This is a genomic window from Modicisalibacter muralis, from assembly GCF_900102945.1.
In the GTDB taxonomy this organism is placed as follows: Bacteria; Pseudomonadota; Gammaproteobacteria; order Pseudomonadales; family Halomonadaceae; genus Modicisalibacter; species Modicisalibacter muralis.
In genome coordinates, this window is record NZ_FNGI01000017.1 from 1 (window position 1) to 26,545 (window position 26,545).

The 26,545-nt window shown below is 63.9% G+C and carries 26 protein-coding genes; 10 read left to right on the plus strand and 16 right to left on the minus strand.

Features of this window, described 5'->3' with window-relative positions; all coding sequences use genetic code 11:
- Positions 1 to 64, plus strand: a 64-nt coding sequence (locus BLR92_RS20185; protein ID WP_353961332.1) for an integrase core domain-containing protein, incomplete at its 5' end; no start/stop codon positions are given.
- A 95-nt stretch (positions 65 to 159) separates the two neighbouring features.
- Here BLR92_RS20185 and malG read toward each other — a convergent pair.
- The 3 genes from malG to malE all read right to left on the minus strand — a co-directional run bounded on the left by malG (position 160) and on the right by malE (position 3,827).
- The gene (gene malG, locus BLR92_RS18965; protein WP_089730856.1) at positions 160 to 1,050 is read right to left on the minus strand and encodes a maltose ABC transporter permease MalG; all 891 of its coding nucleotides are present in this window, start codon (positions 1,048 to 1,050) and stop codon (positions 160 to 162) included.
- A gap of 11 nt (positions 1,051 to 1,061) precedes the next feature.
- Positions 1,062 to 2,567 (minus strand): maltose ABC transporter permease MalF, encoded by a 1,506-nt coding sequence (malF, locus tag BLR92_RS18970; protein ID WP_245704275.1) that lies wholly within the window; start codon positions 2,565 to 2,567, stop codon positions 1,062 to 1,064.
- Positions 2,568 to 2,636: 69 nt separating this feature from the next.
- Positions 2,637 to 3,827: a maltose/maltodextrin ABC transporter substrate-binding protein MalE gene (malE, locus tag BLR92_RS18975; protein WP_089730858.1), complete on the minus strand. Its 1,191-nt coding sequence runs from the start codon at positions 3,825 to 3,827 to the stop codon at positions 2,637 to 2,639.
- Between the two features lie 222 nt (positions 3,828 to 4,049).
- Here malE and BLR92_RS18980 point away from each other — a divergent pair, with 222 nt between their 5' ends.
- The 3 genes from BLR92_RS18980 (at position 4,050) to BLR92_RS18990 (ending at position 7,715) form a co-directional block, all read left to right on the plus strand.
- A complete protein-coding gene (locus tag BLR92_RS18980) occupies positions 4,050 to 5,570 on the plus strand; it encodes an alpha-amylase (protein WP_089730859.1) in 1,521 nt (506 codons plus the stop codon).
- A 130-nt stretch (positions 5,571 to 5,700) separates the two neighbouring features.
- Positions 5,701 to 6,084 carry a DUF2946 domain-containing protein gene (locus tag BLR92_RS20190; protein WP_353961333.1) on the plus strand — a complete coding sequence of 128 codons (384 nt, stop codon included), beginning with the start codon at positions 5,701 to 5,703 and terminating at the stop codon, positions 6,082 to 6,084.
- A gap of 158 nt (positions 6,085 to 6,242) precedes the next feature.
- Positions 6,243 to 7,715 (plus strand): PepSY-associated TM helix domain-containing protein, encoded by a 1,473-nt coding sequence (locus BLR92_RS18990; RefSeq protein WP_245704276.1) that lies wholly within the window; start codon positions 6,243 to 6,245, stop codon positions 7,713 to 7,715.
- Between the two features lie 74 nt (positions 7,716 to 7,789).
- Here BLR92_RS18990 and BLR92_RS18995 read toward each other — a convergent pair whose 3' ends face one another.
- Positions 7,790 to 8,275: a GNAT family N-acetyltransferase gene (locus BLR92_RS18995; RefSeq protein WP_089730862.1), complete on the minus strand. Its 486-nt coding sequence runs from the start codon at positions 8,273 to 8,275 to the stop codon at positions 7,790 to 7,792.
- Between the two features lie 142 nt (positions 8,276 to 8,417).
- Here BLR92_RS18995 and BLR92_RS19620 point away from each other — a divergent pair, with 142 nt between their 5' ends.
- A complete protein-coding gene (locus BLR92_RS19620) occupies positions 8,418 to 8,576 on the plus strand; it encodes a YhfG family protein (RefSeq protein ID WP_139171626.1) in 159 nt (52 codons plus the stop codon).
- A gap of 5 nt (positions 8,577 to 8,581) precedes the next feature.
- Positions 8,582 to 9,193: a putative adenosine monophosphate-protein transferase Fic gene (locus BLR92_RS19000; protein WP_217636616.1), complete on the plus strand. Its 612-nt coding sequence runs from the start codon at positions 8,582 to 8,584 to the stop codon at positions 9,191 to 9,193.
- A gap of 54 nt (positions 9,194 to 9,247) precedes the next feature.
- On the opposite strand, the gene astB is transcribed toward BLR92_RS19000, so the two are convergent.
- From astB to BLR92_RS19025, 5 genes are read right to left on the minus strand one after another with little or no spacing between them, the layout of a single operon-like run.
- Entirely contained in the window at positions 9,248 to 10,609 is a 1,362-nt protein-coding gene (astB, locus tag BLR92_RS19005) for an N-succinylarginine dihydrolase (RefSeq protein WP_089730864.1), read from the minus strand.
- Positions 10,606 to 12,075 (minus strand): succinylglutamate-semialdehyde dehydrogenase, encoded by a 1,470-nt coding sequence (gene astD / locus BLR92_RS19010; protein ID WP_089730865.1) that lies wholly within the window; start codon positions 12,073 to 12,075, stop codon positions 10,606 to 10,608. Before astD ends, astB begins: the two co-directional genes overlap by 4 nt.
- A 9-nt stretch (positions 12,076 to 12,084) precedes the next feature.
- Positions 12,085 to 13,104 (minus strand): arginine N-succinyltransferase, encoded by a 1,020-nt coding sequence (gene astA / locus BLR92_RS19015; RefSeq protein WP_089730866.1) that lies wholly within the window; start codon positions 13,102 to 13,104, stop codon positions 12,085 to 12,087.
- Positions 13,104 to 14,168 (minus strand): arginine N-succinyltransferase, encoded by a 1,065-nt coding sequence (locus tag BLR92_RS19020; RefSeq protein WP_089730867.1) that lies wholly within the window; start codon positions 14,166 to 14,168, stop codon positions 13,104 to 13,106. The genes astA and BLR92_RS19020 overlap by 1 nt, the downstream gene beginning before the upstream one ends.
- A 38-nt stretch (positions 14,169 to 14,206) precedes the next feature.
- Positions 14,207 to 15,421, minus strand: a complete 1,215-nt coding sequence (locus BLR92_RS19025) for an aspartate aminotransferase family protein (protein WP_089730868.1) — start codon at positions 15,419 to 15,421, stop codon at positions 14,207 to 14,209.
- Positions 15,422 to 15,671: 250 nt separating this feature from the next.
- On the opposite strand from BLR92_RS19025, the gene BLR92_RS19030 reads away from it, so the two are divergent.
- Entirely contained in the window at positions 15,672 to 16,466 is a 795-nt protein-coding gene (locus tag BLR92_RS19030; protein WP_089730869.1) for an SDR family NAD(P)-dependent oxidoreductase, read from the plus strand.
- 3 nt (positions 16,467 to 16,469) lie between these two features.
- Here the strand turns inward: BLR92_RS19030 and BLR92_RS19035 are convergent, their stop codons facing one another.
- On the minus strand, positions 16,470 to 18,005 hold the full coding sequence (locus BLR92_RS19035; RefSeq protein ID WP_089730870.1) for a C69 family dipeptidase: 1,536 nt from the start codon (positions 18,003 to 18,005) through the stop codon (positions 16,470 to 16,472).
- A 131-nt stretch (positions 18,006 to 18,136) separates the two neighbouring features.
- Between BLR92_RS19035 and BLR92_RS19040 the strand changes: the two genes are divergently transcribed.
- Complete coding sequence (locus tag BLR92_RS19040) at positions 18,137 to 18,769, plus strand: class I SAM-dependent methyltransferase (RefSeq protein ID WP_089730871.1); 633 nt, start codon at positions 18,137 to 18,139, stop codon at positions 18,767 to 18,769.
- Between the two features lie 15 nt (positions 18,770 to 18,784).
- On the opposite strand, the gene BLR92_RS19045 is transcribed toward BLR92_RS19040, so the two are convergent.
- The 5 genes from BLR92_RS19045 to fabV all read right to left on the minus strand — a co-directional run bounded on the left by BLR92_RS19045 (position 18,785) and on the right by fabV (position 23,570).
- Positions 18,785 to 19,750: a GlxA family transcriptional regulator gene (locus BLR92_RS19045; protein WP_245704277.1), complete on the minus strand. Its 966-nt coding sequence runs from the start codon at positions 19,748 to 19,750 to the stop codon at positions 18,785 to 18,787.
- Between the two features lie 16 nt (positions 19,751 to 19,766).
- On the minus strand, positions 19,767 to 20,324 hold the full coding sequence (locus BLR92_RS19050; RefSeq protein ID WP_089730873.1) for an isochorismatase family protein: 558 nt from the start codon (positions 20,322 to 20,324) through the stop codon (positions 19,767 to 19,769).
- Between the two features lie 117 nt (positions 20,325 to 20,441).
- On the minus strand, positions 20,442 to 21,326 hold the full coding sequence (gene rluF / locus BLR92_RS19055) for a 23S rRNA pseudouridine(2604) synthase RluF (RefSeq protein WP_089730874.1): 885 nt from the start codon (positions 21,324 to 21,326) through the stop codon (positions 20,442 to 20,444).
- Between the two features lie 52 nt (positions 21,327 to 21,378).
- Positions 21,379 to 22,344 (minus strand): GlxA family transcriptional regulator, encoded by a 966-nt coding sequence (locus BLR92_RS19060; protein ID WP_175488856.1) that lies wholly within the window; start codon positions 22,342 to 22,344, stop codon positions 21,379 to 21,381.
- Positions 22,345 to 22,355: 11 nt separating this feature from the next.
- Positions 22,356 to 23,570, minus strand: coding sequence for an enoyl-ACP reductase FabV (gene fabV / locus BLR92_RS19065; protein ID WP_089730876.1), 1,215 nt, complete (start codon positions 23,568 to 23,570; stop codon positions 22,356 to 22,358).
- A gap of 197 nt (positions 23,571 to 23,767) precedes the next feature.
- Between fabV and BLR92_RS19070 the strand changes: the two genes are divergently transcribed.
- The gene (locus tag BLR92_RS19070) at positions 23,768 to 24,163 is read left to right on the plus strand and encodes a DUF7079 family protein (RefSeq protein ID WP_089730896.1); all 396 of its coding nucleotides are present in this window, start codon (positions 23,768 to 23,770) and stop codon (positions 24,161 to 24,163) included.
- A gap of 11 nt (positions 24,164 to 24,174) precedes the next feature.
- On the opposite strand, the gene BLR92_RS19075 is transcribed toward BLR92_RS19070, so the two are convergent.
- A complete protein-coding gene (locus tag BLR92_RS19075) occupies positions 24,175 to 24,669 on the minus strand; it encodes a glutathione peroxidase (RefSeq protein WP_089730877.1) in 495 nt (164 codons plus the stop codon).
- Between the two features lie 220 nt (positions 24,670 to 24,889).
- On the opposite strand from BLR92_RS19075, the gene BLR92_RS19080 reads away from it, so the two are divergent.
- A complete protein-coding gene (locus BLR92_RS19080) occupies positions 24,890 to 26,533 on the plus strand; it encodes an acyl-CoA dehydrogenase family protein (RefSeq protein WP_089730878.1) in 1,644 nt (547 codons plus the stop codon).
- The last annotated feature ends 12 nt before the right edge of the window (positions 26,534 to 26,545 follow it).

Consider the following 26,545-nt stretch of genomic DNA (forward strand, 5'->3'; position numbering starts at 1 on the left):
CAAGGTGAAGCTAAAAGGCCTGAGCCCCGTACAGTACAGGACTCAGGCCTTGAGCGCCGGCTAAATGAACCGTCCAACTATTGGGGGTCAGTTCACAATGGCGAGGGCAAGGCAGCGCCATGCTCAGTGACGGCTGCGGAACCAACGTGGCTGTGGGGTTTAGCCCTTCACGCCTCCGGCGGTGAGCCCGCCGACGATCCAGCGCTGGCAGAGCAGGAAAACCAGGGTGATCGGCAGGCCCGAGAGCACCGCGGCGGCGGCGAAATCGCCCCATAGATAGTTCTGTTCGTAGAGATACTGCTGGGCGCCAACCGCCAGGGTCAGTTGCTCGACGTCGAGCAGCAGCACCGAGGCCATTGGGTACTCCATGATCGACATGATGAAGGCGAGGATGAACACCACCATCAGGATCGGCACTGACAGCGGCAGCAGGATGTGCCAGAACGCCTGCCAGGTACTGGCGCCATCGACGATCGCGGCCTCCTCCAGCGAACCGTCGATGGATTCGAAATAGCCCTTGATCGTCCAGATATGCAGCGCGATGCCGCCCAGCGAGGCGACGATCACCGCGCCATGGCTGTTGATGCCCAGCCAGCCGACGAAGTTGCCGAGCTTGTCGAACAGCGCGTACAGCGCCACCAGCGAGAGCACCGGCGGAAACATCTGGAAGATCAGCATGCCCTTGAGCAGCGGCGACTTGCCGGCGAAGCGCATGCGCGCGAAGGCGTAGGCGCTGGTGGTCGAGAGCAGCAGTATCAACAGCGACGATACGGTGGCGATCTTCACCGAGTTCCACAGCCATAGCAGTACCGGGAACGGCGGCTGCACCACGCTGCCGTCGGGGTTCTCCCAGGGAATGCCCAGTGCCAGCGCCCAGTGTTGCAGCGAAAAGTTCTCGGGCAACAGGCTGCCGGTGGCGAAATTGCCCTCGCGAAACGAGATCGAGATCACCATCAGCAGCGGAAAGACGATCAGCGCGATAAAGCACAGCAGTATCAGGTGCGCACCTAGCCGGCGGGCGCGAATCGAACGGGGTTGAACCATGGCCATAACGGGTTCTCCTAGACCTTGATCTTGGACAGGCGCAGGTTGAGCAGCGACAGCCCGCCGACGATCAGGAAGATCAGCGTGGCGATGGCCGCCGCCAGACCGAAGTTCTGACCGGTGCTCTGGAAGGCAATGCGATAGGTGTAACTGACCAGCAGGTCGGTGGTGCCCGCCGGGGTACTCGCACCGATGATGTCGGGGCCGCCGCCGGTGAGCAGAATGATCAGCACGAAGTTATTGAAGTTGAAGGCAAAGGCGGCTATTAACAGCGGCGCCAGCGGCTTGATGATCAGCGGCAAAGTGATGCGCAGCAGGTTGGTGATCGCGCCGCCGCCATCCATCGCCGAGGCCTCGTAAAGATCGCGCGGAATCGACTGTATCAGGCCCATGCACAGCAGTAGCATGTAGGGATAGCCCAGCCAGGTATTGACGATCAGCAGCATGGTCCGCGCCAGCCAGGGGTCGCTGAACCACGCCGGCTTGATCCCGAACAGGCTCTCCAGGATCAAATTGATCTCGCCGAAATTCTGATTGAACAGGCCCTTGAAGACCAGAATCGAGATGAACGCCGGCACCGCGTAGGGCAGGATCAGCAGGGTGCGATAGACCGCCTTGCCACGCAGTTGATCCCACTGCAGCAGCGTCGCCAGCACCAGCCCCACCGCTAGGGTGAACGCCACGGTCAGCAGCGAGAACGCCAGCGTCCAGACGAAGATTTGCAGGAAAGGCCCACGAATCGAGGGATCGCTGAGTACCCGCTGGTAGTTGTCGAAGCCGATCGCCACGGTCCAGCCGGGAAAGACCCGCTCGCCCTCGGCGGTGATGAAGAAGCCGGTATCGTGGTTGGGCGTCAGCAGCGCACCGCTCTGGCGGTCGGTCAGCGTGCCGTCGGCGTTGGCCACGTAGCGCGGCAAGATCGGCGCGAAGCTGCGTAGGCTGGCCAGGGACAGTTCAATACCTTGCGGTGTGATCAGCGTCAGCGCGGCGAGCGCCTGCTTGGCCGCGATGATCTCGCGCAGCCCGGCCGCCTCGCCTATGGGCGGCACAGCAGTTTCGCTCACCCCGATCCGGCGTGGCTCGGCGTCACTCAGGTCGAGCGGCGGCGAGACGAAGCGCACCGCGTCGTCCAGCCCGCCTTCCAGGTAGAGCCGATACATTCCGTCCGCCGGGTATAGCCGCAGGGCGTACTCGACGTCCGCCTCCTGATAGGTGCGCGAAAGCAGTATCTCGCGCACCCGCTCCTCCGAGAGCAGGTTGCTGCCGCTGTAGTTGGTGAAACCGATGCCGACGGTGTAGGCCAGCGGAAACAGGATGAACAGACCCATGCCGGCCAACGCCGGAAAGATGTAGCGGTGGCGGCTGAGCGAGCGCTTGGTGAAGACCACGGCCAGCGCCGTGGCCAGCACCAGGAACAGTAGCGCGAAGATCCACTGGCCATGCCAGTAGAAGGCCATCACCAGCCATAGGATCGCCACGACGATGAGGCCAAGCAACGCGCGGGAGAAAAACGTCTTGTGCATTCGTAACATCCGACCGCTGGCCGATGCCATGCTTCGGCATCGGCCATTGCGGCTATCGTTGTGGGCGGCTTAATTGACGATGCGCTTCGCGGCTGCGTCGAGCGCCGCCTCGGCATCCTGTCGGCCCGAAGTGATGTTCTTCAGCGCCGGTTCCATGGCCGACCAGAACGCACCCATCTCCGGTACGTTGGGCATCGGCGCGCCAAGACGCGCATTGGCCATGGTCGCGGCGATGTTAGGGTTCTGCGACAGCTTGCGCATGTACGCCTTGTGCGCCACGGCACCCAGCGGTACATCGGCATTGACGGTCTTCAGCCCCGCCTCGGTCAGCAGGTAGTTCTCGATGAATTCGGTGGCCAGCAGGTCGTTGCTACTGGCCGAACTGATCATCGCCGTCAGCACGCCGACCATCGGTTTGGCACGCTCCTCACCGACCTTGGGCAGCAGTGCCACGCCGAAGTCGATGCCGCTCTTTTCGAGATTGCTCCATGCCCAGGGGCCATTGATCATCAACGCCACCTCACCCTTGTTGAAGCGCGAATCCATGACGCTGTAGTCGACGCCACTGGGCATCACGCCCTCGTCGATCAGGCGCTGCAGCAACTCGGCGCCCTGCAGGGCACCGGCATTGTTGACGCCGGTATCGGTGACGTCATAACCGTTCTCGGTCTTCTTGAAGGCGTAACCACCATTCGCGGCCAGCAGCGGCCAACTGAAATACGGCGTGCCGTAATCCCACAGGATTGCCTCCTTGCTTTCCTTGGCCAGTTTCGCGTCCAACGCAATGATCTCCTTGAAGCTCTCCGGTGGGGTCTCGACCATATCCTTGTTGTAGATCAGGCCCAGCGACTCGACGGAGATCGGATAGCCGTAGGTTTCACCATCCCAGGACACTGCGTCCCAGGTGAAGTCGAACATTCGCCCCCATACCTCGGCGGATGGAGAAACCGGCTTGAGCAGGCCGCTCTGGGCCCATTCGCCCAGGCGGTCGTGGGGCCAGATGACAATATCGGGACCGTTGCCGCTGGCCGCGGCCTGCTGGAACTTGTCGGTCAACCCGTCGGGGTGCGCCACCTCGACCGGTATGCCGGTATCGGCGGTGAAGCGGTCGCCGACTTCCTGCAAGCCGTCGTAGCCCTTGTCGCCGTTGATCCAGACGACCAGCTTGCCCTCTTCGGTGGCGGCAGCGGCGGGCAATCCCAGCCCGGCGCCGATGGCAGCGGCCAGCAGCGGAAACAGGATGCGTTGGCGTGATTTCATCGCGTGTGTGCCTCTTGTTGTTGTCTTCATGTAACGCCCCACGGTCATACCGCGGGGCTTACCCAGGCAATAAGATTCGCCAATCCGCGCCAAGGGTGGCTCATCCCCGGCGGGGGCGTAGCCGGTGTATGCACAGGGCGTAGCGGCGGCGCGTCGGGATGAGGGCAGCGCCGCCGCGCCTCGCTAACATCGCCGGACGATCACCCTGAAGAGGAACTTACGATGCGCAACCGCAAATCCCCATTCCTGGCGATTCTCGCCGGCGCCGGATTGATCGCCGCCAGCACGCTCGCTGCCGCAGCCAACGCACCGGCACCGGCACCGGCACCGGTACCGGTATCAGGCATCGACCTCGAGGCACCGGGAACGGTCATGGTCCATCTGTTCGAGTGGCGCTGGGACGATATCGCCGCCGAGTGCGAAAACGTGCTCGGGCCCAGCGGCATCGATGCCGTGCAGGTCTCGCCGCCCAACGAGCATATCACCCTGGCCGACGTCGACGGCGCCTGGTGGGCGCGCTACCAGCCGGTCAGTTATCGGCTCGACTCACGCAGCGGCGACCGCGCCGCGTTCGTCGCCATGGTCGAGCGTTGCCGGGCCGCCGGCGTGGGCATCGTGGTCGACGCGGTCATCAATCACATGGCCGGCATCGGCGAGGGCGAAGGCATCGCCGACACCCGCTTCACGCCGTTTCGCTATGGCGAGTTATACACCGAAAGCGACTTTCACCATTGCGGGCGCAACGGCAACGATCAGATTCAAAACTATCAGGACCGCTGGGAAGTGCAGTACTGCCATCTATTGGGTTTGGCCGACCTGGCCACCGAAAAGCCCGAGGTACGCGAGCGAATAGCCACCTATCTGCAGTCGCTGGTGGACATCGGCGTGGCCGGCTTGCGCATCGATGCCGCCAAGCACATCCCGCCCGAGGACATCGCCGCGATTCTCGGACGCGTCGACGGCGAGCCCTACGTCTTTCAGGAGGTGATCGATCTGGGTGGCGAGCCGATCAGGGCGCAAGATTACCTGGCCAACGGCGACGTCACCGAGTTCCGCTACGGTCGCGACCTGTCGCGGGCGATGATGAGCGGCGACCTGGCGCGCTTGAAGACGCTCGGCGACGCCGACAGCTGGGTGCCCGACGAACGCGCGCTGGTGTTCGTCGACAACCACGACAACCAACGCGGCCATGGCGCCGGCGCGGTGATGATGCACGCCTTCGACGAGCGCTACCGACTCGGCGTGGTGTTCATGCTCGCCTGGCCCTACGGCACGCCACGCATCATGTCGAGCTACACCTTCGACGACAGCGATCAGGGCCCGCCGAGCGTGCCCGGCGACGCCACCTGGCGCACCGCTCGGGTACATGGCGAAAGTGGCCTGGGCTGCCTGGCGCCGGACTCGCTGGATCGACGCGGCTGGGTCTGCGAGCACCGCTGGCCGGATATTCTCGCCATGGTTGGCTTTCGCGACATGGTCGGCGACGCGCCGCTCGGCCATTGGCAGCAGGACGGCGAATCGCGCATCGCCTTCGCTCGTGGCAAGCGCGGCTTCCTGGCCATCAATCGCAGCGACGACGCCTGGCAGGCGACCCTTGAAACTGCCCTGCCAGCCGGGCGCTATTGCAACATTCTCGCCGACGACTGCACCCAACCTGTCGTCGTCGACGCCAATGGCCAGGCGCAACTGCACGTTCCCGCCAACGCCACCGTGGCGCTGCATATGGGGCGGCAGGCCCGCTAGGCAACAGGGTGGCGGCATCTTGCGACAAATGGCCACGGCTCGAGGTTAGGCCATGCCGAACACTTGCTCTATAGTTTTATCGCTAACTGGCTTCTTTACCTAGACGGATCGAATGTAACCCATGTCGCTAATGACGCGTCGCGGACAAACTTACCTAACTTGGCTTGGCCTATTCGCCATGCTGATGGTGTTTGTCGGCCCGCTAGTCAGCCAGTCACAACGCATGCTCGAGCATGGCCCGCCTGTCGCCCGGTCGGCGTCCGGCCATGCGAGTCATCATGCTCAATCCAGCATGGCCATGCATGACGCGGACGCTCTGGCCGCCTGTGGCTATTGCACGCTGTTCGCTCATGTCCCGGGAATCAATCCGACTCTCAGCCTGCCGCCGTCGCAAGCGATAGCACGGCCTCACACGACGCTGACCAACACCTCGGGTGTTTTGCAGCACGCCCGTTACTTCCGATTCTCGCCACGCGCCCCACCTCGGATCCTCCGACTTCCGCTTATGTCTTGAGGAAATACCGAATAGTGCCCATGCCGATAAGCACTACCTGGGCTCTTCGATAACCCTCTGCGACGACAGGTATTGCATCGCCGATAACGCCTGACCCGGTCTGAAACCGGCAACGTTGTTGCGCATGCATGAATCATTCGCGTAGCGAGAGAATTCCCGTGTCAGACAACAACGCTTCCCGCAACTCATCGTCAACCGCCCCACCGGGCTCCCCGGGCGCAACGACCGCTCCCCCCGTCGGATCACTGCTCAAGGCCCTGCTCATTCGGCTGCATTTCTATATCGGCCTGTTCATCGGCCCATTCATCCTGTTCGCGGCGCTTTCCGGTTCCCTGTATGCGTTATCGCCGCACCTGGAACAGTGGCTCTACCACGATCAGCTTTACACCCCACAGCGCGGGCCGGCTCAGCCATTGGCGGAACAGATCGCGGTCGCTCAGCGCGTCATCGGTGACGATGCTCAGTTGAGTGCGGTGCGCCCCGCTCCCGAGCCGGGAATGACCACTCGCGTGATGTACTCGGCCCCCACGCTGGGGCCCTCCGAGAGTCGAGCCATTTTCGTCGATCCCGTGACGCTTGAAGTGCGCGGCGACCTCGTTGTCTACGGTACCAGTGGCGCCCTGCCACTACGCAGTTGGATCGATCATCTGCACCGCAGCTTGCTGTTGGGCGATCTCGGCCGTCACTACAGCGAACTGGCGGCATCGTGGCTGTGGGTCGCCGCACTCGCTGGACTCGCCATCTGGTGGTTCGGCCCCCGACGCGCGCGCCGCCAGGCGGCACGCAACGCGGCCGTAAAAGCATCGCCCAGTCAACGTCGCGCCAGGCTTCGCTGGCGGCATTCGACCCTCGGGCTGTGTCTGCTGATTGGCATGCTGTTTTTCTCGGCCACCGGGCTTACCTGGTCGCAATGGGCGGGCGGTAATATCGGCGTGCTACGTGCCGCCTGGGGCTGGAGTACGCCCAGCGTTTCCACGCAGCTTGATCCCAGCGCCAAATCCGATATGAGCGGTCATCAACACCATGCCATGGCAAGCATGGATACTCAGCCACACGTCTCATTTGCCTTGGCCGATTTCGACGCCGTCCTCGCCGCGGCGCGCGCCGCTGGCCTCGATGCGGGGCGCATCGAGATTCAACCCGCAACGTCTGCGAGTGCCGCCTGGAAGGTCAAGGAAATCGATCGACGCTGGCCGACCCAGGTCGACGAAGTGGCCATCGACGTTCGCGATATGGGCGTGGTGGATCGGGTCCGTTTCGCTGAATACCCGCTCGCGGCAAAACTGACCCGCTGGGGCATCGATGCACACATGGGCGTGCTCTTCGGCCTGCCCAACCAACTCGTTCTGGTCACCTTCGCCGTGGGTATCTGCGTGATGGTGATCTGGGGCTATATGATGTGGTGGCGCCGACGCCCGCGTTTCCCGACCACCGCGGGTAGCGATGGCACGCTCTCGGCAATCGCCGCCAGATTGCCGGTATCCGTCAATCTCGGGATTCTGCTGGTGGCGTTGGCCCTAGGGCTGGCGTTGCCCGTCATGGGTGTCAGCCTGGCCGCTTTCTTGCTGATCGACGTGATACGTGGGAAGCACGCCGCGCGGCGTGCTAACGCGGCCGTGAAAGGCGCATGAGTACCTAGGCCAGACAACCTGGAATGAGAAAACGACCGTTCGTCATAACCGCTACGAACCCGGAAACCTGAGGCTCAGTCGGGAGTGGCGAGCTGGCGCATCATCACGCTTACATCCTCGCCACGATAGCTCATGCCCTCACGCTCCACCCAGCCGAGTCGGCGATACAGCGCTTGCTGGTCCGGCGTGTAGAGATAGAGCGTCTCGATGCCCGCCTCGTGGGCCTCCTGCTCAACCCGCCGCACCAGGCGCGAGGCGATGCCCTGCCCGCGCCATGCGGGTAGCACGAAAACAGAAGCCAGCCATGGTGTCAGCTCGGGGCGCGACTCCATGTCGTCCACGGTCAGACTCGCCGTGCCGACCGGCCGGTCACCGGCCATCGCGACGAACACCTGGGGAACACCGCCCTGACCGCATTCGCTGCGCACCTCGTCGCAGCGGCCCTCGAAGCTGAGCGCCGTATTGAGGTGTCCCCAGGCTTCATGCTGCCAGGTGGCAACGGTTTCCAGATGTGGGGAGGCGGGGGTCAACGGCACAATCGTCGTCAGGATATCGGTCATGCATCGTCGTCCTGGATTTGGGGGGAATGATGAGTAGTTGCAGGATAAAATCCTCCTAGCGTTAGCGGTACAAGGCGTACAGCTCACTCACCCCGTCGTGGTTGGTGATGGTAGAATAGGAAAAACGCTTGCAGGAGTCCCCATGCCAAACGTATCTCTGAAAGCAAAGCAAGCCTATTTCGCCAAGGTAAAACGAGCCAATTATGCGGCCAGCCTGCGTCTCGAAGGGGTAAACATGGTTTCCTCACCCCAGCCCATGGGCAGCAAGGCGGCTGTGCTGAAAAGATACCGTCAGAGCTAGTCTTGGTGGATAAGTACGGTGTTGGCCAGGATCCTTATTGCTATGCGGGTACTCCCATACTCAGGAATCTACTGGGTATTCGTGACGATCCTACCCTCGAAGCAGCAGAGCGCGATCTGACGGTTCTCACCGCAGAAGAAATCCAGTTCGCTCCGCCGCCTTACGAACTCGATTATTTGAAGAGCCTTCATCACCAGCTATTTTCCGACCTTTACCCCTGGGCTGGCGAGATTCGCACCATCGACATCGCCAAGGGCGAAACGCGTTTCTGTAATGTGCAGCGTATCGAACCCGAAGCAGGCAAGCTATTCACCCGCCTGAAGCGTGAGAATTATTTCACCGACTTGCCTCGTGACCAGCTAGTTAGCGCTGTTGCAGAGTTTTACGGCGACCTGAATGTGGTACATCCCTTCAGAGAGGGCAATGGCAGGACGCAGCGCATGCTCTTCGAGCATCTCGTCATCAACGTCGGCTACGAAATTTCCTGGGAAGAAATCCAACGTGAAGAATGGCTGCACGCCAATATAGCGGCCTACTATTGCGACTACGATGCGATGATCGCCATCTTCGATAGGTGCATCGGCCAACCGCTGGATGAGCTACCTTCCGATCCGTAATCATTCCCGGCGATCGCGCCAGCATCAGTGCGGCGCGATCGCAACAGGTCCCGCCTACCCTAACTGAAACGGATAGACGTCGCCGAGTTTGAGAATGCGGGTCAGTTCGTCGAGCGCAGTCAGCGTCTCCTCGGCGAGTTGCGGGTCGGCGAGATCGTCCGGGCTCAGGCGGTCGCGGTAGTGCTTCTCGACCCAGCCGGTGAGTTCGCCGTACAGCGCGTCGTCGAGCAGCACGCGGCCGGATAGTCCGCTGCGCTCGGCCTCGGAGAGCACCACGCGCAGGCGCAGGCAGGCGGGACCGCCGCCGTTGCGCATGCTCTGCTTGACGTCCTTGACCACCACGTCGTTGATCGGATTGTTACCGCCCAGCAGCAGGTCCTGGATGGACCGCCACACCGCCTCGTTCTCCTGGCATTCGCCGGGCACGACCAGTGTCATCGTGCCATCGGGATTGGAGAGCAGTTGCGAGTTGAATAGGTACGAGGCCACGGCGTCGTCCATGCTCACTGCGTCCATCGGCACACGCACCGGGATCAGCGGCGTCGCCATCTTGGCGCGCAATTCATCGAGGGTCCGCTGCTCGTCGAGGAAGGCCATCTCGTGATAGAGCAGCACCGGGCCGTTGCCCACCGCGATCACGTCGTTGTGGAACACGCCGGCGTCGATGGCGTCGGGGTGCTGCTGGGCGAACACCGTCTGCGCATCACTCAAGCCGTGCTGACGCGCCACCGCCTGGCTGGCCTCCAGGGTCTGACGCGCCGGGAAGCGTTTCGGTTCACGATTCCCATCGGCGCCGGCGAACGCCTGGCGTCCGTAGACGTAGAGATGCACGCCACCTTCGCCATGCTCGCCACACAGCCGGGTGTGGTTGGCCGCGCCTTCGTCGGAGAATGCCGGGGTCGCCGGTAATGCCGGATGATGGGCGAAGCGCGCCTCGTCGCGGAAGATCGCCGCCAGCACGCGCCCGGTGGTCTGCGGCTCGAGGAAGCGATGGAAACTCGACTGCAGATTGGCCGGGGTAAAGTGCGCGCGGCCATCAGCGGCGTCCAGACTCGGCGTCACGGTGGCGGCGTTGGCCGTCCACATCGAGGACGCCGAACACACCGCTCGCAGCAGTTGCGGAGCATCCTCGGCGGCACGCTCGAGTACCTGGGCATTGCTACCGGTAAAACCGAGATCGCGCAGCGCACCCAGATCCGGACGCTGCTGTGGCGGCAACACGCCCTGGGCGTAGCCCGCGTCCTTCAACGCCTTCATCTTGGCCAGGCCCTGCAGCGCGCCCTCCTTGGGATTGGAGTCCAGCCCGCCGTGGCGCATTGACGCCACGTTACCGTGGGCCAGCCCGGCGTAGTTGTGGGTTGGACCCACCAGGCCGTCGAAATTGACTTCGCGAACATCGAGCTTGGCATCGCTCATAGGATCACTCCCGGCGGCAGCTTGTCGGGCATGGCCAGCGAATCCGCCTCCATTGAGGCGATCGGGTAGGCGCAGTAATCCGCCGCGTAGTAGGCGCTGGGGCGATGGTTGCCGCTGTCGCCGATGCCGCCGAACGGCGCGTCGCTCGAAGCGCCGGTGGTCTGGCGGTTCCAGTTGACGATGCCGGCGCGGATGCGCAGCAGGAAGTCGTCCCAATCGGCGCGCTCGCCGCCGATCAGCCCGGCGGAGAGGCCGTAACGGGTATCGTTGGCCAGGGCGATGGCCTCGTCCCAATCGCGGTAGCGGTGAATCTTGAGCAGCGGCCCGAAGTGCTCCTCGTCGGGCACCGCGATGCCGGTGACGTCGATCAGCGCCGGGGTGAGCAGGCTGGTGCCATCGCTGACACGCTGCATGCGCGAGAGCACCGTGGCGCCCATGGCTTCAAGTTCATCTTGTGCCTTGAGCAGGCCGTCGGCCGCCTCGACACTGACCAGCCCACCATAGAACGGCGCCGGCTCGCTGAACGGCGCGGCGACGTGCAGTTTGGCGATGGCATCGGTCAACGCATCAATCAGGCGGTCGCCGACCTCACCCTCGGGCACCATCAGGCGGCGCGAGCATGTACAGCGCTGGCCACCGGAGAGATACGCCGATTGCAGAATGGTCAGCACGGCGGCGGCCTGGTCGGGCACGTCCTTGACCACCAGCGGATTATTGCCGCCCAGTTCCAACGCCAGAATCTTGCTGACCTGACCGGCGAACTGTTCGTGCAGCAACTTGCCGATCTTGGCGCTGCCGGTGAACAGCAGGCCGTCGATATCGCCGGCACCGGCCAGCGCCTGACCCACCGGCGCCGCGCCCTGCACCAGGTTGATCACGCCGTCGGGCAAGCCGGCGGCCTGCCAGCATTGCAGGGTCAGATCGGCGGTCATCGGGGTCTGCTCGCTGGGCTTGAAAACCACGCAATTGCCGGCCAGCAGCGCCGGGACCATGTGCCCGTTGGGCAGATGGCCGGGGAAGTTGTAGGGGCCGAACACCGCCAGCACGCCGTGCGGGCGATGACGCAGCACGGCGCGGGCGCCGGCCACGTCGCGACCACGCTCGCCGGTGCGGTCTTCAAGGGCGGTGACCGAGATGGCGACCTTGCCGATCATCGCGCCGACCTCGGTACGCGCCTCCCACAGCGGCTTGCCGGTCTCATGGGCGATACACTCGGCGAGTGGCTCGCGGTTCGCCTCGAGCTGGTCGCGAAAGCGCTCGATGATTGTCTGGCGCTCGGCCAAAGCGAGACGCGCCCAGCCCGGGAACGCTTCGCGCGCAGCGGCGATGGCCCGCTCGACCTGGTCGGCGCTGGTCGCGTTGGCTTGCCATAGCGTTTCTCCGCTCACCGGGTCGAGCTTGGAGAAACGCTCCGCGTCGCCGTCGACCCAGGCGCCGCCGATCAGTAGCTGTTGCTTGGCTTGCATAGTGTTCTCCTAAGTCTCCAGGATGCGGAGGGAATCGCCCGCGCCGACGTTCAAGCGCCGCGCCTCCTCCTCGGTCAATGCCAGGGTGCCGTCCGCATTGGGGCCACGGCCGACCCAGGCCGCGCGAAAGTCGGCCATGCCGGTGGTCGCGGCCAGCCAGGATGGCCGTTCGCTGGTTTCGAGGTTGGCGGTCACCTCGACCTGGCACAGTGTCGACAAGCGTACCGCGCGCACGTCGTCGATATAGGCTTCCACCGTCGGGCCGCCGTCGAAGATGTCGACGTAGCCTTCCCAGCGCAGGCCTTCCTTCTTGAGCATTTCCAGCGCCGGGCGGGTGTGTTCGTGCACCTGGCCGATGCAGGCCCGCGCATCCTCGGGAAGAAACGTGGTGTAGATCGGGAACTTGGGCATCAACTCGCCGATGAAGCTCTTCTGACCCATGCCGGTGAGGCGGTCGGCTTCGTTGAAATCCATCGGGAAGAAATGGCTGCCCAGGCACTTCCAGAACGGGCTGATGCCGTTCTCGTCGAACACCCCGCGCATCTCGGCCAGCACCTTGTCGGGGAAACGGTCGCGGAACTGGGCCATGAACAGCCAACGCGCCTTGGACAGCAAGGCGCCGTTGCGTTGGCCGCCGCGATATTCCGGACGCAGATACAACGAGGCCACCTCGGCATCGCCGGTGTGGTCCGAGCTCAGAAACAGCGTATCGATGGTGCGATGCAAATCGAGCTGCACCGAGGAGTGCGCCAACGTGCCGAGCCGGTAATGATAGAACGGTACCTCGCGGCCCACTTGGCCCTCGATGGCGCAGCAACCGGCCAGTTCGCCGCTCTCCTCGTCTTCGAGCACGAAGAAGTACAGGCGGTCGTCGACCGGGGTGCGCTCCTCGAAAGCGAGCGCCGCGGATTCGATCTTGCTGGCCAGGAACTCGCGGTTGTCGGGCAACGAGGTGAAACCGACGCCGGTCTCCTGGGCCAGTTGCTGCAGCCCGTCCAGGTCGCCGCGCGCGATCGGTCGAATGCGCATTACAGTTCTCCCTCGTCGAAGACATCTTCCCCGGCGGATAGCGCCAGCGGCGCGGCCAGCACGGCGCGGCCCTCTTCCACGCCGAGCAGCGCGGCGTGTTCCGGCGACAGCATCAACTGGCCGGTGGGCGACAATGCGTAACGCGCCACCACGCAGCGGAAGCCATCGAGTTTCTGGTTGGCGATCATCGCCGGCTCGGCGTCGGGCAGCGCCGCTGCCGGGCGAATGCGTACCGGATGCCAGGTACTGCGGCGGAAGGTCTCCAGCCGCTCGCGCTCGGCCTTGATCACCGGGCCGGCGTCGAAGATATCGACGTGGCGCGAACGCACGAAGCCTTCGGCGAGCATCTCGCCCAGCGCGACTTCGTGATCCGGGTGCTCACGGCCGATAGCGGCGCGTGCCGGCGGCGTGAGCAGCGACAGATACAGCGGGAACTGCGGCATCACCTCGGCGATGAAACTCTTCGAGCGCACCCCGGCGAGGTGGTTGATGTCCTGATAGCCACGCACGAAGAAGTGGCGACCCACGCTGTTCCAGAACGGCGACTCGCCATCGGCGTCGAGATAGCCGGGAAAGGCCACGGCGAGAATCTCGGCGAAGCGCTCCGGGTACTGGGCGATGAACATCAATCGCGCGCGACGCAACAGGCTCTCGGCACTGGTGCCCTTGTAACGCGCGTCGAGCGACAATGCGCACAGCAGGCTGGCTTCGGAGACCTCATGCGACAGCGACAGCGTCTGCACCTCGCGACGCACGTTGAGCTGCTGCGAGGCGTGAATCAGCGTCTCCTGACGATAGGTATAGTAAGCCTCCTGGGCGCCGGCCTGGGCACGGATGGTGGCGGTGCCCACCACTTCGCCACGCTCCAGGTCCTCGAGCACGAAGACATAGCTTTCATCACCGGGAAAGTCGATCTCGCGCGCCAACGCCCGCTGCGAACGGGTGATACGCTCTTCCAGACGGTCGCGATGCACGGGCAGATTGGTCAGCCGCGGCGTGGCGGATCCGGCCAGGCGCTCCAGCCCAGGCAGATCCGCCGGTTTGGCAGGACGAACGACCAGCATGGTGTTCCCTCTTGGTTGGTCCCGATCAGGCACTGACGTCATGCGTTCTTGACGAAACGCGCGATGGCCCGCTCGAGGCGTGCCATGCCCTCGGCGATGTCGCCCTCGGGAATGACCAGCGACGGCGCCATGCGCAGCACGTTGGGGCCGGCGATCAGTGCCATCAGGCCTTCCTCGATGGCCAGCGGCAGAATTTCCTTGGCGCGGCCCTCGAACTCGGGTGCCATCTGCGCGCCGATCAGCAGGCCCATGCCGCGTACCTGCTGGAACACGCCGTGCTTGCTGTTGATGATGTCGAGGTGTTCACGGAATAGCTCGTGGCGGCGCTGCACGCCTTCCAGCACTTCCGGGGTATCGATGTATTCGAGGGCCGCCAACGCCACGGCGGAAGCCAGCGCGTTACCGCCGTAGGTGGAGCCGTGGGTGCCGATGACGAAGACCTTGGCGATATCCTCGGTGGTCAGCATCGCGCCGACCGGGAAGCCGCCGCCCAGCGACTTGGCGCTGGTCAGGATATCCGGGGTCACGCCGTAGCGCATGTAGGCGAACAACGTGCCGGGGCGGCCCATGCCGGACTGCACTTCGTCGAAGATCAGCAGCGCCTTGTGCTCATCGCATAGCGCGCGCAGACCCTCGAGGAATTCCTGGGTGGCGGGCAGAATGCCGCCCTCGCCCTGCAGCGGCTCGACCATCACCGCGCAGGTATCGTCGTCGATCAACTCGCGCACGCTGTCGAGGTTGTTGAACTCGGCATGCTGGATGCCGCCGGGCACCGGCCCGAAGCCCTGGGAATACTTGGGCTGGCCACCGACACTGACGGTGAAGAAGGTACGACCGTGGAACGATTGGCGGAAGGAGATGATCTTGTCCTTCTGCTCGCCGTGATTGTCATACGCCCAGCGCCGCGCCAGCTTCAGCGCGGCCTCGTTGGCTTCGCCACCCGAGGAGCAGAAATACGCCTTGTCGGCGAAGGTGCGTTCGACCAGCGACTTGGCGAGCTTGAGCGCAGGCTCGTTGGTGTAGACGTTGGACAGGTGCCAGAGCTTATCGGCCTGTGTCTTGAGCGCATTGACCAGCACCGGATGGCAATGGCCCAGCGAGTTGACGGCGATACCCCCGGCGAAGTCGATGTACTCGTTACCCTCCTGGTCCCACAGGCGGCTGCCCTCGCCACGCACGGGGATGGTCTTCTGCGGCGCGTAGTTGGGCACCATGTAACGATCGAAATCTTCGCGGGTCGGGGTATAGGCCATGTCATGCTCCATCCTGAAGGATTGGCTGAAGGATTGGATAGTGCAACGAGTATAAGGAGAGCGGCTGCACAAGGCTTTCAGCGATGGGACGGTGAATTATGAAAAGCGGTTGCGGGCTTTTATAAAAAGCGGCGGCGGGCTTTATGGAAAAAGCGGTTGAAGTCTTGACGATTCGACCCATCCTTTTAGCAGGCTATAAATTCCGCTGGCGACAGCAGCCTGCTTTCGTCGCGAACCGCCAAGGAGCCCCATGCGTATCGATCTTTCCGGCAGGCATGCCATCGTCACCGGCTCCACCGCCGGCATCGGCTTCGCCATCGCCAAGGGACTGGCGAATGCCGGCGCCGAGGTGACGATCAGCGGCCGTACCCAGGCGCGCGTCGATCAGGCCATCGAGGCCATCAAGCAGGATCATCCCGATGCCCGGCTCAGCGGCGTGGCTGCCGACTTGGGGTCCGCCGAGGGTTGCCAGGCACTGATCGAAGCACAGCCCGACACCGACATTCTGATCAATAACCTGGGCATCTTCGGCCCCCAGGATTTCTTCGATATAACGGACGCAACCTGGGAGCAATTCTTTCAGGTCAACGTAATGAGCGCGGTGCGCCTGTCGCGCCATTACGTACGGGGCATGAAGCAGCGCGACTGGGGCCGCGTGCAGTTCATCTCGAGCGAATCGGCGCTCAACATTCCCACCGAGATGATTCACTACGGTATGACCAAGACCGCGCTGCAGTCGATCTCGCGGGGTCTGGCCAAGGCGCTGGCCGGCACCAACGTCACCGTCAACGCCATCCTGCCGGGGCCGACGCGTTCCGAGGGCGTGCTCGGCATGATCGCGGAGGCCGCCGAGGAGGAAGGCGTCTCGCAGGAGGAAATGGAGTCGCGCTTCACTCAGGAAAACCGCCCCTCCTCGATCATCCAGCGCCTGGCCACACCCGACGAGGTCGCCCACATGAGCGTCTATGTGGCCTCCGAACAAGCCAGCGCCACGACCGGCGCGGCATTGCGCGTCGAAGGTGGCATCGTCGACACCATGGCCTGAGGGCTACTGCGCCGCCTGCGGCTTGTCGGGGTCGGCATCGACCAGGCAGTTGACCGTCTCGCCGCCCTGGTCGTTGATCTCGTCGCCCGTGGGACGCCGCAGCCCATCCCTCAGCGCCAGCGAGGCATACAGCCAGTCGACCAGCGTCCCGCCCAGGTCCATCGCCGCGTCCGCGCGGCTGTGGCTGTAGAAGGTCAGCATCTCGCGGGCCGCATCGCGTTGCTCCTGGGCGACCAGCGTTTGTGCGGCTCGCTCGACCCAGCCCAAGTCCTCGAAGCTGTCGCGCTCGAAGCCCTCGAGCAGTTCGGTGACCTGCGGGTGGAACCGCTCGGGCTGTTCGCACATCAGGTACAGCACCTGCTTGAAGCGGCGCCCGGCGAAGTCGCTGCCCTCCTGGACCTGGAAGTCGGGGTTGAGAAAGTTCGACGCCGCGCCCTTGGTCAGGTAGCGGTGCTGGGCGAACTCGAGCGGCACGGAGCGCACACCCAGCCACCAGGGCAGAAACGGTGCCGCCACCGAGCCGGTCGGCGCCACCCAGATGCGGATCAAATCGCTGTCCACCCCGTGCTTGAGGCTCACCACCTGGCCGTAACCCGCTTCGTCGTCGGCGATGCGGTGATCGCGCACGCGGGTCATCATGTCGCGTTCGCTGACCGGCGCCATCTCGCGCACGGCCTCTTCCAGCGCGGCCTGGGTCATGTACTTGTAGCCGCCGGTGCGCGCCTGGGTGTCCTGACGGCCGTAAACCTCGAACACGTTGAAGGCCTCGTCGTTTTCGGGGTCGAACCAGCCCTGCTCCTCGGCAAACGAGACGAGATTATCCGAGCCCATGAAATCGGGGTTCTGCTGATAATCGAGCGGGAACTCCTCGATATAGCCCGGATAGAGCACGCGAATCTCATCGGGACCCAGACGTTCGGCGGCCCATAGCCCCTGGCTGCCGGCAAACTCCCAGACTACCCACGCCTCGTCGGGATCGGCGATCAGGTGGGTGTTGCCGCCGTAGGTGGAATAGCCATGCTTAGCGATCAATTCACCGATCAACTCGACACCTTCGCGAGCGGTGGTCGAACGCTCCAGGACTAGCCGGGCGAGGTCGCTGTATTGCGGGCCCTGCTGTGGCGTCTGGGTCATATCGATCAGTGCTTCGCGATTGGTCGCCCACACATCGCGCACCGCCACCTGATGCTCGTTGACGCCGCCGTTGGTCAGCGGCGCCGGGAAACCGGCATAGTCCGAATAGGACATCGAGAGATAGCGAAAGGTGTGCTCGACCTGCGGGATCTCGCTCAGCTCGCCGGGAATCGACGCCTCGGCGGTGACGCCCACCTCGATCGTGGCGTCCGGCGCATGGTCCCGGGCGGGCACGATCTCGAGCCAGTGACTCGAGACCTCCTCGCCGGTGCCGCCGACGATCACCGCCTGGTTCTCGGTCAGGTTCTTGCCCACGTAGAAGGCGTAGCTCGCCCAACCGGACTGGCTCAGCGCGAGCAGCGGCACGGTCAGGAGCCACGCCGCCCCAGCGTGACGAATCGTCATGGTCGTTGTCTCCCCTGGATAGCGCCGACACGGGTGCGAGCGGCGCTGTGGCTCGCGGCGTCTTTTCAACATAGCAGCGCTGGCGCATGATACGACCATGATCGCCCCGCAACGGGCCCTGGAGCCTTTCCATGCTCAACACCACCGCCTGGAACCGCCTGCGCTATACCCTCTACGCGCCGGTCTACGATGCCGTCGCCGACCGCGCCTTTCGCCGCGCGCGCCGCCGTTCGCTCGACGCCGTGGACTGGGCGCCCGGTCAGCGGGTGTTGATCGTGGGCGCGGGCACCGGGCTCGACCTGCCTTACCTGCCGCGCGCCATCGAGCTGCACGCCGGCGACCTCTGCCCCGCCATGGTCGAGCGCTTTCGCGTCCGCGCGGATGGCCTGGGCTTCGATTTCAGCGTGCGCGAGATGGATGCCGAACGCCTCGACTACCCCGAGGGGCATTTCGACGTGGTGGTCATGCATCTGATTCTGGCGGTGATGCCTAATCCCGAATGCGGGCTAGGGGAGGCGCATCGCGTGCTCGCCGACGACGGTCAGCTCTGCGTGATGGACAAGTTCCAGCCCGACGAGCACCGCGCTGGCTGGGTGCGACGCACAGTCAACCTCGTCACCACCGCCATCGCCACCGACATCACCCGCCAGGCTGGGCCACTGTTGAGCAACGCCGGTTTTATTGTCGAGCGCGACGAAGCAGTGATGATGGGCACGCTGTTTCGGGCGCTGCTGGCGAGAAAGTCACGAGCGCCAGACCGCTGAGGCCTGGCATGGAGTCTACGTTTCGTCCACGTGGCGATGGATTCGACGCCACTCCCGTGGCGAACCGCTCTCGAAGCGCTGCCAGGCACGGCGCAACTGGCGATCCTCACCCAACCCGACTTCCTCGGCGATACGTGCCAGGCTCCAGGCGGTCTCCTGCATCAGTTGTCGGGCCAGTTGCAGGCGCAATCGAGTCAGGTATTCACTCAACGAGAGCCCGGTCAGCGCCTTGAAGCGCCGGCGCAGGTGGCGCTCGCTCATCGCCGCCTCGGCGGCCATCGCCGGCAGCGACCAGGCGTGTTTCAGCCGTGAGCTCAGTGCATCCTGCAGGCGATGAATACGCGCATCGACATGATTGCGCCCCTCCAGCCAGCAGCCCAGTTGCGGCTCATGGCCGCTGCGGCGCAGATACAGCACCATTTCGCGGGCCACCGCCAAGGATAATGCGTGGCCACAACGCCGCATCAGCCAGTGCAGCATGGTGTCGATGCCGGTCGAAATACCCGCGCTGGTCAGGTAGCGGCCATCCTCGGTGAAAATGCAGTCGCCCTGCACGCGCGCCGCCGGCGCGATTTGGCTCAGCGTCTCGAGCAGCGCGTGGTGTGTCGTGCAGCGTCGGCCGTCCAGCAAGCCGGCCTGGGCCAGCAGTAGCGTTCCCGAGCAGACGCTCATGATCGTTTCAGCACTCGTGGAATGGACGCGCAGCCAGTCGGCGCAGATCTGCTGCAACGCCGTCTCGATGGCGTTGCGGTATTGTCCCGGCACGAGTAGCAAATCGAGTCTTTGCGGCGTTTGCGGCAACGGTTCGATGCCCGACAAGGTCAGCGGCCCCAGCCAATCGAGCGACGGGCTGGGGCCGAAATAGCGAATCGACAAGCTGCCAGCGATGCGCTCGGCGCTGTGCAGCACCTGCAAGGGCCCGATCAGGTCCAGCGGCACCTGACCGGGCAGCATCAGCACGCCGACTCGCAGCGTCGGCATGCTCGTTGGCGGCACCTCAGGCGGCATCGCGACGCCATTCTTCGCTCAGCGCCGCCACATCGACGATCCGTGCGAAGCGGTCTTCCAACACCAGTTCGGTGCGCGCGCGAATCTCCTCGGCGGACCAGGTCCGGCCATGGCGGGTCATCGGAAAGGTCAGCGTGGCTTCGCTGACGAAATCGACCGTGAACCCCAGATCAGCGGCGACTCGCGTGGTGGTCTCGCAGCATTGTTCGGTACGGATGCCGCTGATCGCCAAGCGCTCGATGTCACGCTCGCGCAGCCAGTTCTCCAGCGTCGTATCGGTGAAGGCGTTATGCACCCGCTTGTGAAAGGTCGCCTGGCAGTCGTCCTCGAAATCCGCCAACGGACGAACCAGGCCATTGGCAGGATCGAAAGGACTGGAACTACCCGGCTCTTCATGAAGAATACGAACTAACGGTATATTTCCCGCGACGGCGGCATCGATCAATGCGCGCTGGCGTTCACGCCACGGCGCGGCCAGTGCTTCATCCCAGTAATCGCGGACGGGGAAAGATGCCTGAATGTCGACAAGCAGCAGTGCGGTACGCATCGAAACGGTCTCCCAATGAAAACGAGCGGTACGAGTCGATAGAGTAGCGACGCTATCATTGCACGACGAGGCGCAATCCGGCTCCGATGCGGACAATTTCGGCCAACACGTCGTCGATCAGGAGCGCTTGGGCTTCGCTCGCTTGCCGGGGCGCGGCTTGCCCCGCGAGGCGCCGGGCTTGGTGGTTTTCTTGTGGCTGGGCTTGCCCGCCCCCCGGTTGGCATCGCGAGGCTTGTTCGAGCGCTGCGGGGTTTTGCGCCGAGGGGATGAAGCTTCTTCGGTCTTGCTGGAATGCGACAGCATCCCGTCCAGCACACCCATTTCGGTCGGGCTCAATTCGCGCCATTGCCCGACCGCAAGCTTGCCCAGGCCGATATTCATCAGCCGCACGCGCTTGAGGTGGGTGACGTTATAACCCAGATACTCCGTCATGCGGCGAATCTGGCGATTGAGCCCCTGGGTCAGCACGATGGAAAAGCTGTTGGAGCCGGTCTGTTTGACCTGGCACGGCCGGGTGACGGTGCCCAGAATGGGGATACCTGCCGCCATGCGCTTGACGAAATCGGTGCCGATCGGCTTGTCGACGCTGACGCGATATTCCTTCTCATGGGCATTGCCGGCGCGCAGTATCTTGTTGACGATATCGCCGTCATTGGTCAGCAGGATCAGGCCCTGCGAGGGCTTGTCGAGGCGACCGATCGGGAAGATGCGCTGGGGATATTTCACGGCATCGACGATATTGCCGGCAACCGTCGGATCGGTCGTGCAGGTGATGCCGACCGGCTTGTTATAGGCGATATACACCGCCTTCGGCTTGGCCCGCAGGGGCTTGCCGCGCACGGTGATTCGATCGTCGTCGGACACCCGCATGCCCATCTCGGCCTTGCGGCCATTGACCTTGACGGCGCCCTCTTCGATCAGGCGGTCCGCTTCGCGCCGCGAGACGATGCCGGTCTCGCTGATGTATTTGTTCAGGCGGGTGTCGCTGCCTACAACGGCCATGGAAGAACCACCTATAGCCCGGTTTGGAGTTGCTTGAATGAAGTGAGCGGCCTCACGTCAGCCGCTCTTCGCGTGGGGTCATGCCGAAATGATTGCGATAGGCGGTGGAGAAGTGCGCACCGGAGGAAAAGCCGGTCTGCAACGCGATATCACCCACCGCATGATCGGTTTCGCGCAGCAACTTGCGGGCCCGCTGCAAGCGCAGGTCCAGATAGTAACGGCTGGGTACCGCCTGTAGATACTTCTTGAAGAGTCTTTCCAATTGACGCCGCGAGATACCCAAATGCTCGGAAAGCTCATGGGTGGTCAGCGGTTCCTCAATGTTCGACTCCATCAGCGTCACCGCGTCGATCAGGCTTTGCGGAGCATGGCCCAGGCGCAAGCGCAGCGGTACGTGTTGGGGCTCGTCGCCCATGCGAATGCGCTCGCAGACGAAGTGCTCGGAGACACGCTCGGCCAGGCGCTGACCGTGGTGCTGGGCGATCAGCGTCATCATCATGTCCATCGCCGCGGTACCACCGCCGCAGGTCAGCCGGTCGCGGTCGATCTCGAACAGCTGATTGCTGACCCGCACCGCCGGGTGAGCGCGGGCGAAGGATTCGCCATGCTGCCATGGCAGGGTGGCACGATAGCCATTGAGCACCCCGGCACGCGCCAGCACTTCGGTGCCGCCGGCGATACCGCCCAGTGCCACGCCACGCCCGGCCAGACGAACCAGCCAAGCCAGCAGCGTCGCATGATCGCCGCTGGCCTGGCTGGCGGCGCACACGAATAGCATATCCAACTCACCGGCATCGCTACCGGCCACGCTGTGAGGCGATAGCGACAGCTCGGCGGCGCTTTTCACCGCGCGGCCATCCAGCCCGAAGGTCAGCGGCGTATAGAGGCGCTCACCGGCGAGCTGGTTGGCGACGTGCAACGGCTCCAGGGCGCAGGCCTGGGCAAGCAGCGAGAACCCCGGCAGCAGCACGAAGCCGACCTGCCGAGGAACCGCCGAATGGGGACTCTCAGGAGGCATTTTCAGGGCAGTTACATCTGCACGACGTCGAAATCGGCCAGGGTGTCGACCTCGGCATCGTAGTCGACATCGTCGCGCTCGAAGCCAAACAGCTTGAGAAATTCGTGCTTGTAACCGGCATAGTCGGTGATGTCGAACAGGTTTTCGCTGGTCACCTGCGGCCACAGATCCTTGCAGGCCTGCTGCACGTCGTCACGCAGTTCCCAATCGTCGAGACGCAGGCGGCCACAGTCGTCGGTCGCGGGTGCCTCGTCGGCATACAGCCGATCGCGGAACAGCCGGTTCAACTGATCGATGGTGCCCTCGTGCAGGCCCTGTTCCTTCATCACCTTGTAGACCATGGCGATGTATAGCGGCATGACCGGGATCGCCGCGCTGGCCTGGGTGACCACCGACTTGAGCACCGCAACGTTGGCGCTGCCGCCGTTCGCGGCGAGGCGCTTGTCGATCTCGCCGGCGGCGCGGTCGAGATCCTCCTTGGCCTTGCCCAGCGCGCCATGCCAGTAGATCGGCCAGGTGATCTCGGTGCCGATGTAGCTGAACGCCACCGATTTCGCGCCCTTGGCCAGCACGCCAGCCTCGTCCAGCGCATCGATCCACAGTTCCCAATCCTCGCCGCCCATCACTTGGGTGGTATCGGCGATTTCCTGCTCGCTGGCCGGCTCGACTTCGGCCTCGATGATCGTATCCTTGTTGGTGTCGATGGCGGTGGCGCGATAGGTCTCACCGATCGGCTTGAGTGCCGAGCGCTTGAGTTCGCCGCTATCGGGCAGCTTGCGTACCGGCGAGGCCAGCGAATAGACCACCAGATCGACCTCGCCGAGATCCTGCTTGATCAGTTCGATGGCCTTTTCGCGGGTTGCGTGGGCGAAAGCATCGCCATTGATCGCCTTGCTGTAGAGGCCTTCTTCCTTGGCGTAGCGATCGAAGGCGGCAGAGTTATACCAGCCTGCGGTGCCCGGCTTCTTCTCAGTGCCGGGCTTTTCGAAGAACACCCCAAGGGTGCTGGCGCCGTAACCGAAAGCGGCGGTGACCCGTGCGGCCAGGCCATAGCCGCTTGAGGCACCGATCACCAGCACTTTTTTGGGGCCCTGGGTCTGCGTCGCACCGTCACCGTGCCCCACCGCGACGCGGGTGGCCTCGATCTGTTCGAGCACGTTCATCGCGCAGCCGGCCGGATGGGTGGTAGTGCAGATGAAACCGCGAACCTTGGGTTTGATGATCACATCGGACCTCGACTTTGCATGGACTTGTCAGAGACTTGGCTTCTGCGCACCGAATACCGAGGGGCGCAGAGCGAGTTAATGCGGCTATTCTAGCGGCTCACTGGCGAACTGTCCGCCCTGCTTGCCTTGTGCTGACCTTGTGCTCGCCGAGCCCTTGTTCGAAGATGCCGTCGTTGCGGCAAGGGAGCATTACCATGATGGATATCGAGACGCTGGTCGCCGAGCGCGGTGAGCTATGGTTGGCGCTGGCCCCGCTGTGGCTCGAGCGCGAGCCCGGCGAAACCGACTACGCGCGCATGATCGAAGTCATCGAACGCCACGATCTGAGCCTCGATCAATTGGAATGGATCTTCCGTCTGGAGCTGGCACCGGTGCTCTCACGCCATCAGGTGTCGGTTGCTGGCAGCGAATGGCGGTCCTTCAATGAAGACCGCCTGCTGCGCCAATTGGTGGGCCATTACCGCCGTCTGCGCGGCTGGCGCAAGGGCTTCTGGACGCTATTTTCGGGGCTCACCACGATGATGACTCGCCACCGCTGGAACCAACTGATGACACGGCTGATGGCCGCGCGTGGCGAACAGCCACCGACCTAGCAGCCCGTATCTCAAGCCGAAAAAGGCGTATCCAGCGCCGCCTCCAACGCCGGCATCATGTGCCGCCTGCCATCGCGGGGGCCGAAACGGCGGATCACCTGGCCATCGCGACCGACCAGGAACTTGGTGAAATTCCATTTGATCGTCGTACTGCCCAGCACGCCGGGCGCCTGGCGACGCAACAACACGAACAACGGATGCGCGCCACGACCATTGACGCGCACTTTCTCCATCAGCGGAAACGTCACACCGTAATCGCGCTCGCAGAACCGGGCGAAGGCCGTCGAGGATTCCGGCGATTGCCGCGCGAACTGATTGCAGGGAAAAGCCAGCACGGTGAAGCCCTGATCCCGATAGCGACGATACAGGCGCTCCAACTCGGCCAGTTGTGGCGTATAGCCACAACGGCTGGCGACATTGACGACCAACAACACCTGGCCGCGCAAGGCACGCAAATTGAAAGGTTCGCCGCTTTGCGTGCGACAGTCCTGATCGTAGATATGCATAACGAGCCGATTCGCAGTGTTCGAGCGAAAAGATGCCATGTCTATCAATATCATGCCAGCCACCGCGGATGCGCCGCCGGCGATTCAGCGTTTTTTACAGGATAGCCGCGACGCGCCAAGCCGGCCCGTATGCGTCGCAGCGTCATCTCGCCCACGTCGGGATTGACCGGCGTGCGGCGCGGCGCCATGCTCAAGGCGATACTCTCAGGAGTTACTGCTTATGGCCGATCGCGCGCCACGCCACCGCCTGGCGACCCATAACGTCGAAAACCAGCCGTTGCCCGCCGACGATCGTGATTTTCTGGCACTCGACACCCCCCTGCGCGAAGCGCTGGCTCGCGAAGCGCCAGACTGGGTCGCGCGCCGGCTCGCGCCGCTCGGCGCCGCGGTGGGTAGTGCCGAAGTACAGGCACTCGGCGAAGACGCCAATCGCTACCCACCCCAGCTACGCCTGTTCGACCGCCATGGCCGCCGCCTCGATGAGGTTCGCTATCACCCCGCCTATCATCAATTGATGCATCTGGCCTTCGATCATGGCTGGCATGGCGTGGCCTGGGAGGAAGAGCATCGCGGCGGCCACCAGGCGCATATCGCCGCGATGTATCTGCTCACCCAGGCCGAGCCGGGCTTTTGCTGCCCGCTGACCATGACCCACGCCGCGCTACCGGCGTTGCGTCGCGAACCGCGCATCTACGATGAATGGAGCGCACGGCTGCTGGCCTGGGATTACGACGAGCGCGCGGTACCGGCCTGGGAGAAACCCGCCGTTACCTTCGGCATGGCGATGACCGAAAAGCAGGGCGGCAGCGATGTACGTGCCAATGCCACCCAGGCCGTTGCCGTGGGGGAAGGCTTCCTGCTTACCGGCCACAAGTGGTTTTGCAGCGCGCCGATGTCGGACGCCTTCCTGACCCTGGCGCAGACCGACGATGGCCTGGGCTGCTTTCTGGTACCGCGTTTCACGCCCGACGGCGAGCGCAATGCCATCGAGTTGCAGCGTCTCAAGGACAAGTGCGGCAATCGTGCCAATGCTTCGGCCGAAATCGAGTATCGTGGCGCCTTCGCCGAAGCCGTCGGCGAGCCCGGACGCGGCATCGCGACCATATTGGAAATGGTCCAGCAGACCCGCCTGGATGCCGCCACGGCCCCGGCCGGCATGATGCGCCAGGCACTGCTCGAGGCCTGGAGTCATGTCAGCGAGCGTCAGGCGTTCGGTCGGCGGCTCAGCGATCAACCCTTGATGCGCCGGGTGATCGCCGATCTGGCCCTGGAAACCGAGGCCAGCCTGGCTCTGGTGATGCGTACCGCGCGCACCTTCGATGCAGCCGATGACGAACGCGAACGCGCCCTGGCACGCCTCGCCCCCGCGCTCGGCAAATACTGGCACAACAAGCGCGGCCCGGGCTTCATGGCCGAAGCCATGGAGTGTCTGGGCGGCATCGGCTACGTTGAGGAAACCCCGCTGGCGCGACTGTATCGCGAGGCACCGGTGAATTCGATCTGGGAAGGCTCGGGCAACGTGATGTGTCTGGACGTGCTGCGCGTGTTGGAGCGTCACCCGGAGAGCGTCGTCGCGCTGCGCGACGAATTGAATGCCGCGCGCGGCGGCTCGCCCGACTACGACACCGCCGTCGAGCGGCTGGAACAGGCACTCGGCCAGCCCACCGAGACCCTACAGGCCAACGCCCGCTGGCTGACCCAACGCATGGCGCAATGCCTGCAAGCCTCGTTGCTGCTCAGGCATGCGCCCCACGCCATCGCCGAAACGTTCTGCCGCAGTCGGCTGGGCGATGGCGCCAGCCCGGTCTACGGTGTGCTGCCTCCCGATGCGCCGCTGGAGGCCATTCTTGCCAGAATCGCTTAATTCAGGATGAAA